The sequence below is a fragment of the Actinoplanes sp. NPDC049265 genome, assembly GCF_043197135.1.
Lineage (GTDB): Bacteria > Actinomycetota > Actinomycetes > Mycobacteriales > Micromonosporaceae > Actinoplanes.
On record NZ_JBICSP010000003.1, the window covers coordinates 391,764 to 407,549 of the forward strand.

The window sequence follows — 15,786 nt, forward strand, 5'->3', positions numbered from 1 at the left end:
CCAGGCCGTCATCGCTTCTCCCCGAACACCTCGGGATGCCGGCCGAGCTCGGCCCGGGTGCGGCGGATGTGCCCGGCCACGAACCGTCCCGCGTCGACCTCGTCCCGCCGGAACATCGCGTCGATGATCAGCCGGTGCTCGGCGTTCACCGCCCACATCCGCTCGTTCCCGCTCGTCTGCACGAAGGCTCGGCGGTAGTGCTGCGTGGAGTTCCACAGCCGGTGCACCGTGGCGTTCAGCTGCTCGATCTCGCAGCCGGCGTAGGTCAGCAGGTGCAACTGGCGGTCCAGCTCCAGGAAACCGTGCGTGTCGGTGCCGCGCTCGATCTCGTCCTGCAGCTCGACCAGGCGGTAGAGGTCGGAGTCGTCGAGGTGAGGAAGGCTTTCCGCCAGGGCGAGGGGCTCGAGCTGCTCGCGCATGCGGTACATGACGTCGACCTCGTGCCGGCTGAGCCGCGGCACCCGGGCGCCCTTGTTGGGCTCGTTCTCGATCAACCCCTCGGCCGCGAGCATCTGGAGCGCCTCACGCACCGGCAGCCGGCTCGCGCCGAGTTGCTGCGCCACATCCTCTTGGCGCACCCGGTCGCCGGGGCCGAGGTGGCCGCCCAGGATGGCGTCCCGCAGGTGGTTGGCGATCCGTTGCGTAGCCACTGTCATGCCCGTCGTCCTCCTGCCCCTCGGCTCGGTATTGGATCCAATGTGACGCTACACCGGCATCCTCTGGTCCACAAAGCTTGCGATTGGATCCAATCCCGTGGCAGTGTTGTCGCCGGAACGGAGGGGGAACCGATGTCCGGATGCTGTTCAGGCCATGCTTATTGATCTCAATGGCCGGAGGTGCGTGTGTCTCCGGCCCGATGCGGGCGACCGGCCCGATAGATTGCTGGTGGCCGATCCCGCAGGGCCCGAGGGAGACCGATGTCCGACGCTGACGCACACGTGCAGGCGCTGCGTACGCTCATCTCGGTCAGCAAACGGGTGCACAGCAGCCTCGACCTCACCCAGACGCTCGACGCCGTCGCCGAGGGTGTCGTGGAGGCGGCCGGGTTCGGGCTGGCCGTCGTCAACCTCGCCGAGCCCAACGGCGACTTCACCGTCGTCTCCGCCGCCGGCAGCGACAAGCTGCGGCGCGAGATGGTCGGCACCAAGGGCAGCGCGGACAACTGGCACGAGTTGTTCCGGCGGGCCGACCGCTGGGACAACCTCTACTTCGTCGACCATCGCAAGGGCGTGCCGGAAAGCCTCCACACCTGGGTTCCCGACGTCCCGGTGCCCGACAACCCCGACGCCTGGCATCCTCTCGACTGCCTCTTCGCTCCGCTCATGGCGCCGGGCGGTGCCTGGGTCGGTGTGCTCAGCGTCGACCTGCCGTTCAGCGGCATGCGTCCCGGCCCGGAGCAGCGGGAGATCCTCACACTCTTCGCCGAGCACGCGGCCATCGCGATCCTCCACGCCCGCATGCACTCGGCGCTCGAGGGCAGCCAGCGGGAACTCCAGCACGCCGCCACCCACGACTCGCTCACCGGGCTGGCCAACCGGGCGTTCCTGCGCGACCGGGTCAACGCGCTGTTGCGAGAGCCGGGGCGGGAGGTGGGAGTGTTGGTGATCGACCTGAACGGCTTCAAGCGGGTGAACGACGCGGCCGGGCACGAGGCCGGGGACGAGGTGCTGCGGGTCGTCGCCCGGCGGATGCGCCGGCACATCCGGGAGGGGGACGTGCTGGCCCGGATGGGCGGGGACGAGTTCCTGGTGGTGCTGTCCGGCGAGAACCTGGCGGTGCCGTTGCGCGAGACGGCCGAACGGCTCCGGGACGTGGTGAGCAAACCGATCGAGACGGCCACCGGGGTGCACTTCGTCGGGGCTAGCGTCGGGGCGGCGCTGGGGACCGCCGGGGATGACTTCGGGGCGCTGGTCGCGACCGCTGACGCCGAGATGTACAGGGTCAAGCGGCAGCGGCGGTTGCGCTCGGGTGGGCCCGGCATCCCCGCCTGAGTGGGCAGGGGTAGCGGCTCGGCGGTGGGGCGCGGCGCGACGAGTGGGGCCGTGTGCCTTGCCGCGGGCAAAGCGGTGGCGATGGCGGTCGGGTGGCGGCGACGGTCGGGTGGCGGCGACGCGGCGGTCAGGTGGCTGTGGCAGTGGCGGTCGGGTGGCGGCGGCGCGGCGGTCAGGTGGCGGTGGCGGTCAGGTGGAGAGCTTGATGCGTACGCGACGGTTTTGGCGGCCTTTGCTCTCGACCTTCTGGACGGTGATGTGGCCTACCTGGGCGGTTGAGGCGACATGGGTGCCACCGTCGGCCTGGATGTCGAGGCCGACGATGTCGACGACGCGGATTTCGGGCATCTCCAGTGGGGGCAGGGCGTCCTGGGTGCGGACCAGGGTGGGGATGGCCAGGGCCTCGTCGCGGGGGAGGACTCGGGCGATGATTTTGCGGTCGGCGGCTATCTCGGCGTTCACGGCATCCTCCAAGGCCTGTTTGAAGCCTGGGGGCACCTCGGGCAGATTGAAGTCCATGCGGGCCTCGCCGGGCTGCATGTTGCCGCCGGTGACCAAGGCGTTGAAGTCGCGGAACACGGCTCCGCAGAGGATGTGCAGGCCCGAATGGGTGCGCATCAGGGTGGAGCGGCGGTCGTCGTCCAGGGCGCCGCGGACGGCGGTGCCGGGAGGCGGGACGGGGTCGCCGGGGGCGGGGATCAGGTAGAGGTCGTCGCCCTTGCGGGTGTCGACCACGCGGGTCTGTACGCCCGCCCAGAGCAGCACTCCGTGGTCGGGGGGCTGGCCGCCGCCGCCGGGATAGAAGGCGGAGCGGTCCAGGACGATTCCGGACTCCGGGTTGACCGGGTCGGACCACACCACGGTGCAGTCCCACTCCCGCAGGGTCGGGTCGGCCCAGTCCAGCCGGTGGGTGTGTCCGTGCTGCTCGAACGCCATGCGCCGATCCTAGGCCCGCGCGCCTCCGGGACCCGCCCAGCCCGCGTCGGTGAAGCGCTGTGCGGGTTCGCTCAGCTCGCGTGCCGGTGACGAGCCGTGCGGGGTCCGCTCAGCTCGCGCGCCGGTGAAGAGCCGCGCCGGACAACGCCCGCGCCGGTGGAGAGCCGGCGAGGAGCCGCGGAGGTGGGTGGAACTGGGTGGTGGGTTAACTAAATGATCTCCGCTTGCGCTGGGTGGGGGCCTGTTTTACGGAACGTGAGGACGGATCGGCTTTTCGGTTAGGAAAAGGGTGTGGGTGGGGCTGGGAGTGCACCTTTGGCCTTGGCACGTCGTATCTTGGACCCGCACCGAGGGCCCGCCATCCCTCGCGGCACGCCTCGACACCCCCCTTGAGGACCCCGAGAGGACCCCCGTTCATGCGTAAGGCAATGGCGTCGCTCGCCGTGTTCGGACTTCTGGCCACGGGTGGTCTCTCCGCCTGTACCGGTGATGACGGGGACGGCGGCGCGGCAAGTTCCGGCGGTGGCACCAAGGCCAAGACCACTGGTCAGGGCGGGGTCGGCGTGATCCTGCCCGACGAGAAGTCGGCGCAGCGCTGGAAGACCGACGACCCGAAGTTCCTGAAGCAGGAGTTCGACAAGGCCGGCGTGCCGGTCAACATCCAGAACGCCCAGGGTGACCGGGCCCGCTTCATCCAGATCGGCGAAAGCATGATCGAGAGCGGCGTCAAGGTGCTCATGGTGGTGAACCTCGACTCGCCGTCCTCCAAGATCGTCCTGGACAAGGCCAAGGCGGCCGGCGTCAAGACGATCGACTACGACCGGCTGACGCTCAACGGCGGCGCCGACTTCTACGTGTCGTTCGACAACAAGGCCGTCGGCGTCAACCAGGGCACCGTACTCAAGCAGTGCATCGCCGAGAAGGGCACGTCGAACCCGATCATCGCCGAGCTCAACGGCTCGCCCACGGACAACAACGCGACCGAGTTCAAGAACGGCTACGACCAGATCCTGCAGCCGATGTACGACTCGGCCCAGTACACCAAGGGCCCGGACCAGTGGGTCGCCGACTGGGCCAACGACGAGGCCGGCGTGATCTTCACGCAGATGCTCGCCCAGCAGCCCAAGATCCAGGGTGTGCTCGCCGCCAACGACGGCCTCGCCAACGCGGTCATCGAGGTGCTGCGCAAGAAGGGCATGGCCGGCAAGATCCCGGTGACCGGCCAGGACGCCACCGTGCAGGGCCTGCAGAACATCCTCACCGGCGAGCAGTGCATGACGGTGTTCAAGAACATCGCCGAGGAGGCCAAGGCCGCCGCCAAGTTGGCCACCGACCTCTACAACGGCGAGCCGGGCTCGGCCAGCGGGCAGCAGAAGGACGTCGAGTCCGGTGCGTACGTCCCGTTCGTGAGCCTGACGCCGGAGGCGATCACCAAGGAGAACATCAACAAGGTGATCAACGCCGGGTTCGCCGACCCGAAGGAGATCTGCAAGGGCAGCAAGCTCCAGCGGCTCTGCGACGAGAACGGCATCAGCACCGGCAAGTGAGGCGCCGGCTGGTGAGGCACTGGCAAGTGAGGCGCCGGCTGGTGAGGCAACTGGCAGGTGAGGGGCTGCGCCAGTAAGGCGGCGCCGGCCGGTAAGAGCTAGGCACGACCCTTCAGGCGGCGGCCCATGTGCCGGGCGATCTCGCGTTTCGCGTCCCGCTCGGCCAGGGCCTGCCGCTTGTCGTACGACCGGAGACCGCGGGCCAGGGCCAGTTCGACCTTGGCCCACCCGTCGTTGAAATACATCGACAGGGGTACGAGCGTGAGCCCGTGCTCGTCGCGCAGCCGGGCGCGGATCCGGTCGATCTCCACCCGGTGCAGCAGCAACTTTCGGTTCCGCCGCGGCGCGTGATTGGTCCAGCTGCCGAAGCCGTACTCGGCGATGTGCAGCCCGTACAGGATGAGCTCGCCCTCGTGCTCGCCCGCGAACGCGTCCCGCATCGAGCAGTAGCCCGCGCGCAGCGATTTGACCTCGGTCCCGGCGAGCACCAGACCGGCCTCGTAGGTCTTGAGGATCGCGTAGTCGTGGCGGGCCTTCTTGTTGGACGCGATGAGGATGCGCCCGGTCTCGCGGGTCATCCGGCCATTGTGCGTGAGATCCCGGCGGAACGTCGGACATTAACCGTGAGCGAGTTCCGCGTCATTCAGGACATCAATACATGCAAGTTCTTGAGTAGGCTCCGGAGGTCCGCAGAGATCCTGCTGGACGGCTGCTCAGGAGGCATGCGTGCACAGACGCACACGGTCGGCCCTGGTCGCGGGGCTCATCGCGACAACCACCCTGATAGCGACGGGTCCGATGCCGGCCGGCGCGGCCCCCGCGCCCGCCCCACCGGCCGGGACCCCGCTGACCGGCGAAGCGGTCGGCCATGAACACGACTTCGTCGACAACCGCCCGGGCGCGGCCGCTCCCCGCGCCCGGGTGGCCGGCGCCCGGTTCAACAAGTTCGGCACGCCGGCGTCCCTCACCGGCAAGCTCGCCACCGGCCTGTCCACGGACCCGGTCGCGGCGGCCAGGCAGTACCTCAAGCAGAGCCGCGGCCTGTTCGCCCTGGACACCGCCTCGGTCGACGACCTGCAGACGGTGGCCAGCACCCCGGTCGGGAAGGGTTCGGTCGTGCTGCTGCGGCAGAGGTTCGGCAAGCTGCCGGCCGCCCACGACGGCCTGGTCTCGGTCGCGGTCAAGGGCGGCGACGTGCTGGCGGTCAGCTCCACGCTGAGCCCGGAGGTGGCCGCACCCGAGCCGGCCACCCTCACCCAGGCCGAGGCGATCACCGCCGCGCTGCGCGACGCCGGGCTGACCCGGGCCGACCTGGCCACCCACCGGGTCCGCACGGTCGCCATGCCGATGCCGGGGGCCGCCGCGCGTACCGCGTACGAGGTCGTGCTCCTGTCCAAGGACGGTGAGCTGGGCTACACCACGTACGTCGACGCCCGTGACGGGAAGATCCTCGTACGAGAGAACCTGGTGAACTTCGCGGAGGACAACCCGCACTGGAAGGTCTTCCCCAGCACGCCGAGCACGGGCGCCGACACCCGGGCGACCTGGTGCGCCGCCGCCGCGCCGGAATGTTCGCGGGTGGTGCTCGACCCGGCCACCGGCAAGGCCTGGGACATCGACCCGGACACCGGCGCCAGCAGCCACACCACCAGCGGCAACTCGGCCTACTCGGTGCGGTTCTGGGATTCCGTCACGCCGCAGGTGCCGGCCGACGCCAGCGCGACGCGGGACTACACGTACCCCTTCACCAACCAGTGGAACAGCAGCAAATGCGACCCGGCCACGCTCGCGTCCGCGCAGCAGGCGGACGTCAACGCCGCCACCGCGAACCTGTTCGCGATGCACAACCGGATGCACGACTGGGCGTACCACCTGGGCTTCACCGAGGCCACCTGGAACCTGCAGAAGACCAACGTCTCCGCGTACGGGAAGGGCGCCGACGCCGAGCGCGGCAACGCCCAGCAGGGCGCCAACACGCAGACCACCCGCAACAACGCCAACCAGGCCTCGCCGCCGGACGGCGTCACCCCGGTGACCAACATGTACATGTGGCAGCCGACCGCCGGCGCCGCCTATCCGCCGTGCGTCGACGGCGACTTCGACATGACGGTGATCGGGCACGAGTACACCCACGCGATCAGCAACCGGATGATCGCCGGCCCGGACAGCAACATCAGCTCCCAGCAGGGCGGGTCGATGGGCGAGAGCTGGTCCGACCTGATGGCCATGGAGTACCTGTTCGAGGCCGGCTACACGCCGCGCGGCAACACGCCGTACGTGACCGGCGGCTACGTGACCGGTGACCTCGCCACCGGCATCCGCAACTACGACATGAGCAACAGTCCGCTCAACTACTCCAACTTCGGGTACGACCGCGGGCCGGCCGTGCACTCCGACGGTGAGATCTGGAGCGCCACCCAGTTCGACGTGCGCCGCAACTTCGTCTCCCGCTACGGCACCGGCACCCGGGCCCAGCAGGAGGCGTGCGCGAACGGGCAGACGCCGGCGACCGAGTGCCCGGGCAACCGGCGCTGGGCCCAGCTGGTCTTCGACTCGTTCCTGCTCGCCGCCACCGGCCAGATCAGCATGCTCGACATGCGCGACAACATGATCACGGCGGACGCGCTGCGCTTCGACGGCGCCAACGCCGACCTGCTGTGGAACGCGTTCGCCGTCCGCGGCATGGGCGCCGGCGCCTCCAGCGGGCCGTCGGACGTCGACCCGGTGGCCAGCTTCGCCTCGCCGTACACGGAGAACGTCGAGCTGACGTTCAAGCCGGCCGGCGCCGGCGCGGGCAAGGTGGCCCGCCTCTACATCGGTGACTACGACTTCGGGTCGACCCCGGTCGCCGACACCGACCCGGCCACCCCGCTGCCGGAAACCTTCACCGTGGTCCCGGGCACCTACAAGTTCCTGGCCATCGGCAAGGGCCTGGGCCACAAGAAGTTCACCCAGCCGGTGTACGCCGGGGTCACCACCGCCGTGACCGCGGTGATGCCCAGCAACCTGGCGTCGTCGACCAACGGTGCGACCGCCGCGGGCGACGGGGTCAACGCGCAGAACCTGCTCGACGACTCCGAGGGCACCTCGTGGACCGGCACCGGTGGCGTGGCCGGCAAGACGGTCACCGTCGACCTGCCCGGCGCCGCGCCCCAGCTGGTCTCCCGCGTGCAGGTCAGCGGCTTCAACGGCACGCCGATGACCGCGGTGCGCAGCTTCGAGGTGCTCACCTGCAACGCGGCCGCCGGTCAGGACTGCTCGGCCGACGCCGGTTACCGGTCGGTCTTCGTCAGCCCGGCCAACGCGTTCACCTCGGGTCAGTTCCGCCCCAAGGTGCCCGAGCTGGTGATCAAGTCGTTCACGGTACGCCCGGGCAACGCCACCCACGTGCGCTACCGGGTGCTGACCAACCAGTGCACCGGCAACCCGCTCTACGCCGGTGAGCAGGACAACGACCCGCGCAGCACCACCGACTGCGCCACCTCGACGACGCCGGGCGCCACGAACGTCGCCACGGCCGAGTTCCAGGTGTTCGGCAGCTGAATGCGAGGGGGCCCGGGGCGGTAGCGCCCCGGGCCTCCCGATCACGCCGGCGGGGGAGTGACGACCTCGTCGCCCAGCGGGGCGAGGAGTTCCTTCTTGCCCTCGAAGGCGAACAGCAGCAGGTCCACCATGCGGAACGTCGAGGCGTCGGGCCCGAGCGACGGACGCCAGGACGGGTCCTCGACGATCGAGACCCGGCTGCCCTCCATGGCCCGGTGGAACACCTCGGCCACGATCCGGCCACCCACCCCGGTCAGCCGGCCGCCGTTGAGCTCGGCCTCCCGCAGGATGTAGAACCACAGCGGCGTCCGCTGGGCGAACGCGTCCCTCTCGCTCTCGGTCAGCGCGTCGAGTTTGGCGCCACCCGAGCCGGTCAGGATCTCGTCCTTCTTCAGCGCGCCGATCCCCAGGAACTCGGCCATCTGCTGACCGGTGGCCAGGTTGACCATGTTGGCCCGGACCAGATTGCGGAAGGCCAGGTTGAGCCGCGGCGAGTCGGGCTTGAGGCCGGAACCGCCGAACGCGCCGAACGGCAGCGTGGACAGCGGGTCGACGAGCAGCGTGTCGATGCGCTGCGCGATGTTGAAACCGTTGGGACCGGCCAGGTCGGCCCGGCCCGCCTCGCCCGCGAAGTCGTACATCCGGCGCCAGTCGACCGTCCAGTTGGTCGGCAGCCGCTCGAACAGACCGGTCTCCTGGTCGTTGACGTTCGGGTTGGCCGGGTCGAAGTTGCCGCTGGTGCCGCTGAAGATGAACAGCAGCCGCAGCGTCCCGCCACCCAGCCGGAAGATGCGGTTCCAGTCGTACGCGGCCCGTACCATGCTGTGTCCCAGCCGGTACGCCGCCACCGAGAACTCGATCGGCATCGTCGGCGTGTCACCGGACCGCAGGCTCGGGTACGGGCCGTCGTGCCCGGGGACCGGCTCGAAGAACCTGCGCCCGTTGGTGAACACGTCCTCCACGATGGACGCGTCGACGATGCGCGGCAGGAAGTCGGTCCGCAGCATCCACTGGTAGTGCCGGACCACCAGCTCGCGCGCCCGGCTGAACAGCATCGCGCTGGGCACGCCGCGGTCGGCCAGGTGGTCGACCACCCGGTTGTGGAAGCGCTGGAAGGCCAGGTGGGTCTGGGCCACGATCAGGTTCTCGTCGTTACGGGCGTCCGGGATCTGCGCCCGCTGCCGTTCCGCCTTGGTCGAGCCCTGGGTGGCCCGCGGCAGGTCGTAGCCGTTGAGGTTGACGTTGGTGAACGGCGTGTTGGCGTTGTTGAACGCGGCCGTGATGCCGACCTTCAGGTGGGCCTTGTCGGCGGCGTAGAACCGGTCGTCGTCGGCGTCGGCCGGGCCCCGCCCGTACACCGAGTCGAGATCGAGCGCCGGGGACCGGCCCTGCAGCAGCTCGGCCACCGTGACGTGCTCCCCTAGCGCGGCCGCGGTGTTGTCCAGGGTCAGATCGTGGTCGACGAACTGGCCCAGATAGGTGAAACCGGCCGGGACCGGCGGGCCCGACGACACCGGCTGTACCGGCTCGGCCTCGGTCGGCTTGACCGTCATGGCCTTAGCGACCTTCTCGAGCAGGAGCTCGTCGAGCGGTTTGCCCTTCGGCCCGAGTCGCGAGAACCGGAACTTGCGCAGCTCCGCCAGGGTGGTCGGCTGCTCGACCCGCCCCCCGTCCTCGCCGGTGGTGAGGACGCCCTCGCCCACCACGTAGTAGTTCTCGCGCACGTGACGCTTCACGCGGAGCACCTTTCCCCCGAGGAACGCCGGCCGCCGCGCGGGCGGCCGGCGGGACACGTCCCCCTCGGCCGTGTCCGTGTGGAGGGAGGGCCGGGGGCCGGGGAAAGATACCGGGTTGTCGGTTTGCCGACGCCTTACCGGGGTTTCACACCGTAGGCGCGGGGATCGGGCGGCGCATCGAGTAGGTCACCGCGGCCAGCCGGTGCGGCTCGTTGATGACGTGGATCGCGGTCCGGTCGTAGGCCTGCCAGCCCGCCGCGCCGGCCCGGTTGAGGTGCCGCAGATCGTCGAACCGCTCGTCGGTACCCCACCGCAGCACCCCGCCCGGGTGGTGGAACGTCGCCGTCCAGTCCATGAATTTGTCCGCACCGAAGGTGCCGGCCGAGCGGTATTCGAGCCTCGCGTATTCCCAGTTCGCCACGAGATCCATTATGCCGTCGCCTCCTTTGCGGACGCCCGGTGAAGAAAAGCTGAACTGTCTCAGCGTACGTGGCACGGCCTGTGCGTGCTGCCTAACCTCGGCGTGGTGATAGACGTCTGGTCGGGCGTGGCGCTGGCCGCGCTGGGCGTGCTGGTGCCGGTCGGCGCGGCTCTCTACGAGTTCGTCATCAAGGGTCGCAAGCGGCTCGGCTACCGCGTGCAGATGGACACCACCGCGGTCGACGCGGCCGGTGCGATCGAGGCGGCCGGCGCGCTCAAACAGTTGCAGATGGACGGTCACGACCTCGAGGACCCGACGCTGGTCCTGCTGCGGGTGGAGAACAACGGCTTCACCAACATCGACCCGCACGACTACGCGGTGCTGGACACCGACAAGGTGGGCTTGCGCGTACGCTTCCCCGGCCGCCGGGTCGCCGGGGTGGTGGTCACCGAGCTCAGCCACGAGTTCCTGCGCCCGGCGTTCGCGCCCGGTTCCGGCATGGCCGTCCACGACAACGTGATCGAGCTGCCCAAGGTCCCGCTCAACCGCAACGCCCACTACAAGGTGCTGACCGCGCTGGAACGTGGCGACGACCACAACGGCCGGCTCGGCGTCTACGACGACCCGGTGGTGATCGGCGGCATCAAGGGTGGCGTCGGCGGCGGCCAGATCCAGGTGACCCGGGCCCGGACCGGCGCGTCGAAGCGGACCGTCGCGCTGATCGGCTTCCTGATGCTGCTGGTCGTCGGTCAGCTGCTGGTCTTCCTGCGCAACAGCACGGACACGGCAACGACGTCCCGATCCGCCTGGTCAGCCGCAACCCCGGCTCCGGCACCCGCACCGCCTTCCAGAAGCGGGTCCTGGGCGGCGTCCGCGAGGAGGGCACCAACTCCAACGACTGCCGCGATCGTGACCCGGGAGCCAAGGCGGGTCCGCTGCGCTGCGAACGGGCCAGCACCGCCGACCTGCTCGACGTGGTGGCCGGGCAGCCCGGCGCGATGGGCTACAGCGAGCTGGGCGCGGCCACCGGGCGCGCGAACGTCGCGGTGGTGACGATCGGCGAGAGCCCGGCCACGTCGGAGGCCGCCGACCAGGGCGCATATCCCTTCTGGGACACCGAGTACGGCTATACGTACGGGGAGCCGCCGGCCACCTCGCCGGCGGCGAGCTTCCTGCGCTACCTCACCAACCAGGTCGGGGCCGACATTCTGCGTACGCACGGGAACCGCCCCTGCGGCGAGCTGCAGAGCCCGGCGCTGTGCCGCCCGGCCGTCCCGCCCTCGGGCCCGGCATCCGGATCGCCGGCCGTCACCGTGCCCGGCTGACCGGCCGCCGCGTGTCGTCCCGCTGACCGCCCGTCACGGGTGTCGCCCGGTCGGCCGGTCGGCACAGTGTTGCCCGGTCGGCCGGTCGGCACAGTGTTGAACTGTCGGCACGGTGTTGCCCGGCCGGCCGGTCGGCTCCGGGCCGGTCAGCCCGGGGACACGGTCAGCTGGGCCATGCCGCCGGCGGCGTCGAGGTCGATGCGGTTGCCGGCGCCGGACCAGTCGTCGGGGGTGAAGAGGGCGCCGGGGGCGACGCCGTCGTGGGACTGGCCGGGCAGGACGACGCGGCCGGCTCCGCTGCCGACGCGGACCCGGACCGGGGCGTCGCCGGTGGTGTGCAGGGCGAACTGGTTGACGCCGCTGGTCAGCCGCACGGCCAGGGTGCCGTCCGGGCGGGGCAGGCGCAGGTCGAGACGGGCCGCGCCGTCGTAGAGGGCGACCGTACTGACCCGGGCCTGGGCCAGGTCGACGGTGCGGGTCTCGGCCGGTCCGTGCATGCCCAGGTCCCAGGCGACGCCGGTGGCGAGCAGCAGCTCGACCGGGCCGCCGGGCACCTCCAGCCGGATCCGGCCGTGATCGTCGGACTCGCGGGCGGCCGGGCGTACCCGATAGAGGTCCTCACCCAGATCCGCCGTACGCACCGTGATCGAGGACCCGCCGATCACGTCGATCGCCGAGGCCGAGGCCGAGGCCGCGCGGCGCGGCGCGGCCGGTGCGTCGCGGTTGACCGAGACGATGATCAGCACGCCGGCGACGGCGACCGCGACGGCGAGCCCGGCGAACAGCAGCCGGCGGACCCGCGGGCGATGCATCTCGGGTTCCGGCAGCGGGTCCGGTTTCCGCCCGGCGACCGGCATCTCCAGCGTCAGATCGTCCCAATCCGGTGCGGTCGTCATGCCCCTCAGTACGGACGGCGGGCCGCGTCGGTTCGCTGTCCGGAACCGGAATCCGGCCGGCCGTCGGAGGGCCGCCGGCGACACGCCCCACCGGCCGGGCCGCGCCGGCGGGGGACCTGTGATTATCGTCCGGTAGCCCCACGGACGAACGGATGGTGGACCGGTGCGCAAGGACGGCCTGTACGACGACCTGGTGGCGGCCGCGGTCCGGCTTGCGTCGACCCGGATGTCGCTGGCCGTCCCGTCGCTGCGGGCGGTGGCCCGGGCCTGCGACGTGTCGGCCACCGCGGTGTACCGGCACTTCGCCGCGCAGAGCGACCTCAACCAGGCCGTGATGCTGAGCATCGACGCGTCGTTCGTGACGGCGATGGCCGCGGCCGACGACGCGGGGCGGCCGCCGGCCGAACGGTTGCGCCTGCTCGCGTACGGCTATCTGCGCTGGGGTCTGGACAATCCGGGGCTCTACCAGCTGCGCTTCGAGAGCGCCGACCAGCTCGGCGCCGATTACGTACGCAGCGACGCGGCCGACACGCTGCTGGCCGGCATCGGCGAACTCCTGCGGGCCTCGGGTGACACCTCGGGGCTGACCGCGGCCGACCTGTGGACCTGCCTGCACGGCGTGATCTCGCTGCGCCTCCACAAGCCGGCCCATCCCTGGCCCGAGGAGCCGGCGGCGCAGCTGGAGCGGCTGCTCACCGCCTGGGGCTTCACCGGACCGGCCGCAGCCGAACCCCGACGTTGGTCGGGAACACCGCGAACGTGACCCGCTCGCCGACCGGGCCGCGGGAGGTGTCCGGCTCGATGGTGAAGTTGTGGCACACCATGGCGATCAGCAGCATGCTCTCGATCAGCGCCAGGTTGCGGCCGGGGCAGAACCTCGGGCCGCCGCCGAACGGCCGGGACGAGGTGGCCGGCGGGTCCGACAGCCAGCGCTCCGGCTGGAACGGGCCCGGGTCGCTGCCGTCGTCGAGCAGGAGGATGAAGACGGTGCCGCGGGCGACGCGCAGGCCACCGGCGCCGCCCGGGAGCGTGGTGTCCTCGGCGGCTTCCATGATGGCGTACGGGGACGGCGGGTTGACCCGGGTCGTCTCCTTGACCACGGCCTCGACGTAGCGGAGCCGGGACAGCGACGCCGCGTCGCCGGGAAGGGCCCGGTCGCCCAGGACCTCGGCCGTCTCGGCCCGGATCTTGGCCTGCACCTCGGGGTGGGTGGCCAGGTGGTGGATCGCCCAGGTGGCCTGGGCGGCGGTGTTGTCCTCGCCCGCGACCAGCATGTTGATGACGGCGGCGGCGGCCTCCGGCTCGGTCAGCGGCTCGTCGTGGTCGAGGCTGGATTTGATCAGGGTGTCGAGGTAGCAGGTCGGTGCCTCGCCCGCGCTCATCCGCCGGCGGGCGTCGGCGTAGCGCCCGGCGACGAGGGCGCCGGTCTCGGCCACGACCGCGTCGGCGCGCCGGTCGGCGGGCAGCCGGAACCAGCGCCAGTACGGCAGCGGGCTGTAGGCCCGGCGGACCAGCGTCGAGGCGAGCACCGGCAGGCGCTGGTGCAGGCCGTCCTCGTGCGGCCGCCGGACCGCGTCGAGGTCGTGGCCCAGGGTCAGGCCGCCGATGACCTCGAGGGTGTAGCGCATCAGGTCGTCGAGGACGTCGACGCGTACGCCCGGCCCGGCCGCCGCCCAGAGTTCGCGCAGCCGGTCGGTCGACCGCACCATGGTGCCGAAGGCGTCCCGCAGCGACGTCACGCTCAGCCCGGGCACGGCGCTGCGGCGCAGCCGGCTCCAGTCGTTGCCCTCGGCGTTGAACAGGCCGTGCCCGCCGAGCTCGTCGATGACGTCGGAGAGGTAGGTGGCCCGGCGGAAGGTCGCCGGTCGCTCGCGGAGGATCGTGTCGACCAGATCCGGTGCCGCGGTGACGACCGCGGTGGACGGGCCCAGCCGGACCCGGTACGTCGGGCCGAGCCGGTCCCGCCAGCCGTACAGGGTGCGGTGCATGGTGCCGCCGCGGGCCAGGGCCGGGGCGTGGCCCAGCACGGGCAGGCCGGGTGGCTGGGGAAGGTCGGCGACGGTCGGCACAGGCACGGCTCCTCGAAGTTGACACCTGTTAACTTCGGCCGGAGCCTAGCAAACCCGTCACAGGCGGCCGACCATCGCGTGCGCCGCCGCGGTCACCAGGCCGCGGTCGTAGCTGACCGCGAACTCGAAGCGGCGGTCCCGGTCCGGCCCGGAGTCGCCGAGGTCGCGAGCCATCAGCGCCGCCGACGTGTGTGCGCCGAGGACCACGACCGTCCACTCCCGAGCCAGCGGGTCGTGGCCGGCCAGAGCGCCGCCGCGGACGCCGGGCGCCGGGTCCGGTGGCATGCCCACGCCCAGCGCGGCCACGAACGGCAGCCGGGCGGCCAGCTCGGTGAACCGCCGCACCACGGCCGGCGGGAAGAACCGCGCGTGCTCGAACGCGGCGAACAGCATCGGCGGCACGGTGTCCTGCAGGGCCATCAGTTCGAGAGTCCGGGACACGGGCACGAGCAGGTGCTTGGGCGCCAGCCGGATCCGCCGGCCGGCCCCGATCATCTGGTACGGCGTCGCACGCAACGCCGTGCCGATCGGGCGGGCGGCGAACCGTTCCGGCTCGAAGGCGGCCGGGTCGATCCGTCGTTCGCCGCGGCCCCAGAGCCAACCCTGGCCGAGGGTCGCGCCCAGGACCAGGGCGCGGGTCAGGTCGCCGGGTGACTCGATGCCCTCGGCGACGACCTCGGCGCCGGTCTGTTCGGCGTACGCGCGAACCGCTCCCGCCACCGCGACCGTCGCCGGGTCCTCGACCGTCCGCAGCAGCCCCAGGTCGAGCTTGACCACCTCGGGGCGCAGCAGCGGGATGAAGGCCAGCGACGCGGGTTGCACCCCGACGTCGTCGAGCGCGATCCCACAGCCGGCCGCCCGCAGCGCCTCGGCCGCGGCCAGGATCCCGGCCAGGTCGGCGGCCAGCGCCCGCTCGGTCACCTCGACCACCACCTGCAGGTGCCGGGCCCGGCCGGCCAGCTCGGCCAGCACCAGGTCGAGGTGCCCGGTCAGGGTGCTGGGCTCGAGGTTGACGAACACCGTGACCGGCCGGCCGGCGGACATCTCGGCCGCGCCGGAGAGGGCCGCGCGCAGCGACGCCTGTTCCAGGTCGGCGAGCCGCCCGGCCTCGTGCGCGGCGCCCAGCAGGGTCAGCGGCGCCTCCCACCGGGTGCCGGCCGGCCCGCGCATCAGCGCCTCGAAGGCCAGCGTCCGGCCGGAATCGACGTCGACGAAGGGCTGGAAGACGCACGACAGCGCGCCGCCGGACAGGATGTCGTCGAGGGCGTGACGCGTGCTTACGGCGCTCACCTCAGTCATGTCGGCAGCCGGCGGCCGGCCTT

At 71.3% G+C, this 15,786-nt stretch carries 13 protein-coding genes; 5 read left to right on the plus strand and 8 right to left on the minus strand.

The window, feature by feature from the left end:
• Positions 1–8: 8 nt before the first annotated feature.
• Positions 9–656, minus strand: coding sequence for a GntR family transcriptional regulator (locus ACGFIO_RS11615; protein ID WP_392825231.1), 648 nt, complete (start codon positions 654–656; stop codon positions 9–11).
• 261 nt (positions 657–917) lie between these two features.
• On the opposite strand from ACGFIO_RS11615, the gene ACGFIO_RS11620 reads away from it, so the two are divergent.
• Positions 918–1,991, plus strand: coding sequence for a diguanylate cyclase domain-containing protein (locus ACGFIO_RS11620; protein WP_392825233.1), 1,074 nt, complete (start codon positions 918–920; stop codon positions 1,989–1,991).
• A 189-nt stretch (positions 1,992–2,180) separates the two neighbouring features.
• On the opposite strand, the gene ACGFIO_RS11625 is transcribed toward ACGFIO_RS11620, so the two are convergent.
• Positions 2,181–2,927: an alanyl-tRNA editing protein gene (locus tag ACGFIO_RS11625; protein ID WP_392825235.1), complete on the minus strand. Its 747-nt coding sequence runs from the start codon at positions 2,925–2,927 to the stop codon at positions 2,181–2,183.
• A gap of 416 nt (positions 2,928–3,343) precedes the next feature.
• Between ACGFIO_RS11625 and ACGFIO_RS11630 the strand changes: the two genes are divergently transcribed.
• Entirely contained in the window at positions 3,344–4,474 is a 1,131-nt protein-coding gene (locus ACGFIO_RS11630; protein WP_392825238.1) for a sugar ABC transporter substrate-binding protein, read from the plus strand.
• Between the two features lie 98 nt (positions 4,475–4,572).
• On the opposite strand, the gene smpB is transcribed toward ACGFIO_RS11630, so the two are convergent.
• Entirely contained in the window at positions 4,573–5,052 is a 480-nt protein-coding gene (gene smpB / locus ACGFIO_RS11635) for an SsrA-binding protein SmpB (RefSeq protein WP_392825241.1), read from the minus strand.
• A gap of 148 nt (positions 5,053–5,200) precedes the next feature.
• Between smpB and ACGFIO_RS11640 the strand changes: the two genes are divergently transcribed.
• Positions 5,201–8,017, plus strand: a complete 2,817-nt coding sequence (locus tag ACGFIO_RS11640) for a M36 family metallopeptidase (RefSeq protein ID WP_392825243.1) — start codon at positions 5,201–5,203, stop codon at positions 8,015–8,017.
• A 41-nt stretch (positions 8,018–8,058) separates the two neighbouring features.
• Here the strand turns inward: ACGFIO_RS11640 and ACGFIO_RS11645 are convergent, their stop codons facing one another.
• The gene (locus ACGFIO_RS11645) at positions 8,059–9,753 is read right to left on the minus strand and encodes a heme peroxidase family protein (RefSeq protein ID WP_392825246.1); all 1,695 of its coding nucleotides are present in this window, start codon (positions 9,751–9,753) and stop codon (positions 8,059–8,061) included.
• A 145-nt stretch (positions 9,754–9,898) separates the two neighbouring features.
• The gene (locus ACGFIO_RS11650) at positions 9,899–10,183 is read right to left on the minus strand and encodes a hypothetical protein (RefSeq protein WP_392825249.1); all 285 of its coding nucleotides are present in this window, start codon (positions 10,181–10,183) and stop codon (positions 9,899–9,901) included.
• A 797-nt stretch (positions 10,184–10,980) separates the two neighbouring features.
• Between ACGFIO_RS11650 and ACGFIO_RS11655 the strand changes: the two genes are divergently transcribed.
• Positions 10,981–11,499, plus strand: a complete 519-nt coding sequence (locus ACGFIO_RS11655; protein WP_392825484.1) for a substrate-binding domain-containing protein — start codon at positions 10,981–10,983, stop codon at positions 11,497–11,499.
• A 146-nt stretch (positions 11,500–11,645) separates the two neighbouring features.
• On the opposite strand, the gene ACGFIO_RS11660 is transcribed toward ACGFIO_RS11655, so the two are convergent.
• A complete protein-coding gene (locus ACGFIO_RS11660; RefSeq protein WP_392825251.1) occupies positions 11,646–12,395 on the minus strand; it encodes a hypothetical protein in 750 nt (249 codons plus the stop codon).
• 163 nt (positions 12,396–12,558) lie between these two features.
• On the opposite strand from ACGFIO_RS11660, the gene ACGFIO_RS11665 reads away from it, so the two are divergent.
• Positions 12,559–13,158, plus strand: coding sequence for a TetR/AcrR family transcriptional regulator (locus ACGFIO_RS11665; RefSeq protein WP_392825253.1), 600 nt, complete (start codon positions 12,559–12,561; stop codon positions 13,156–13,158).
• Here the strand turns inward: ACGFIO_RS11665 and ACGFIO_RS11670 are convergent.
• Entirely contained in the window at positions 13,103–14,470 is a 1,368-nt protein-coding gene (locus ACGFIO_RS11670) for a cytochrome P450 (RefSeq protein ID WP_392825255.1), read from the minus strand. The genes ACGFIO_RS11665 and ACGFIO_RS11670 overlap by 56 nt on opposite strands.
• A 51-nt stretch (positions 14,471–14,521) precedes the next feature.
• A complete protein-coding gene (locus ACGFIO_RS11675) occupies positions 14,522–15,763 on the minus strand; it encodes an EAL domain-containing protein (RefSeq protein WP_392825257.1) in 1,242 nt (413 codons plus the stop codon).
• Positions 15,764–15,786 lie beyond the last annotated feature (23 nt).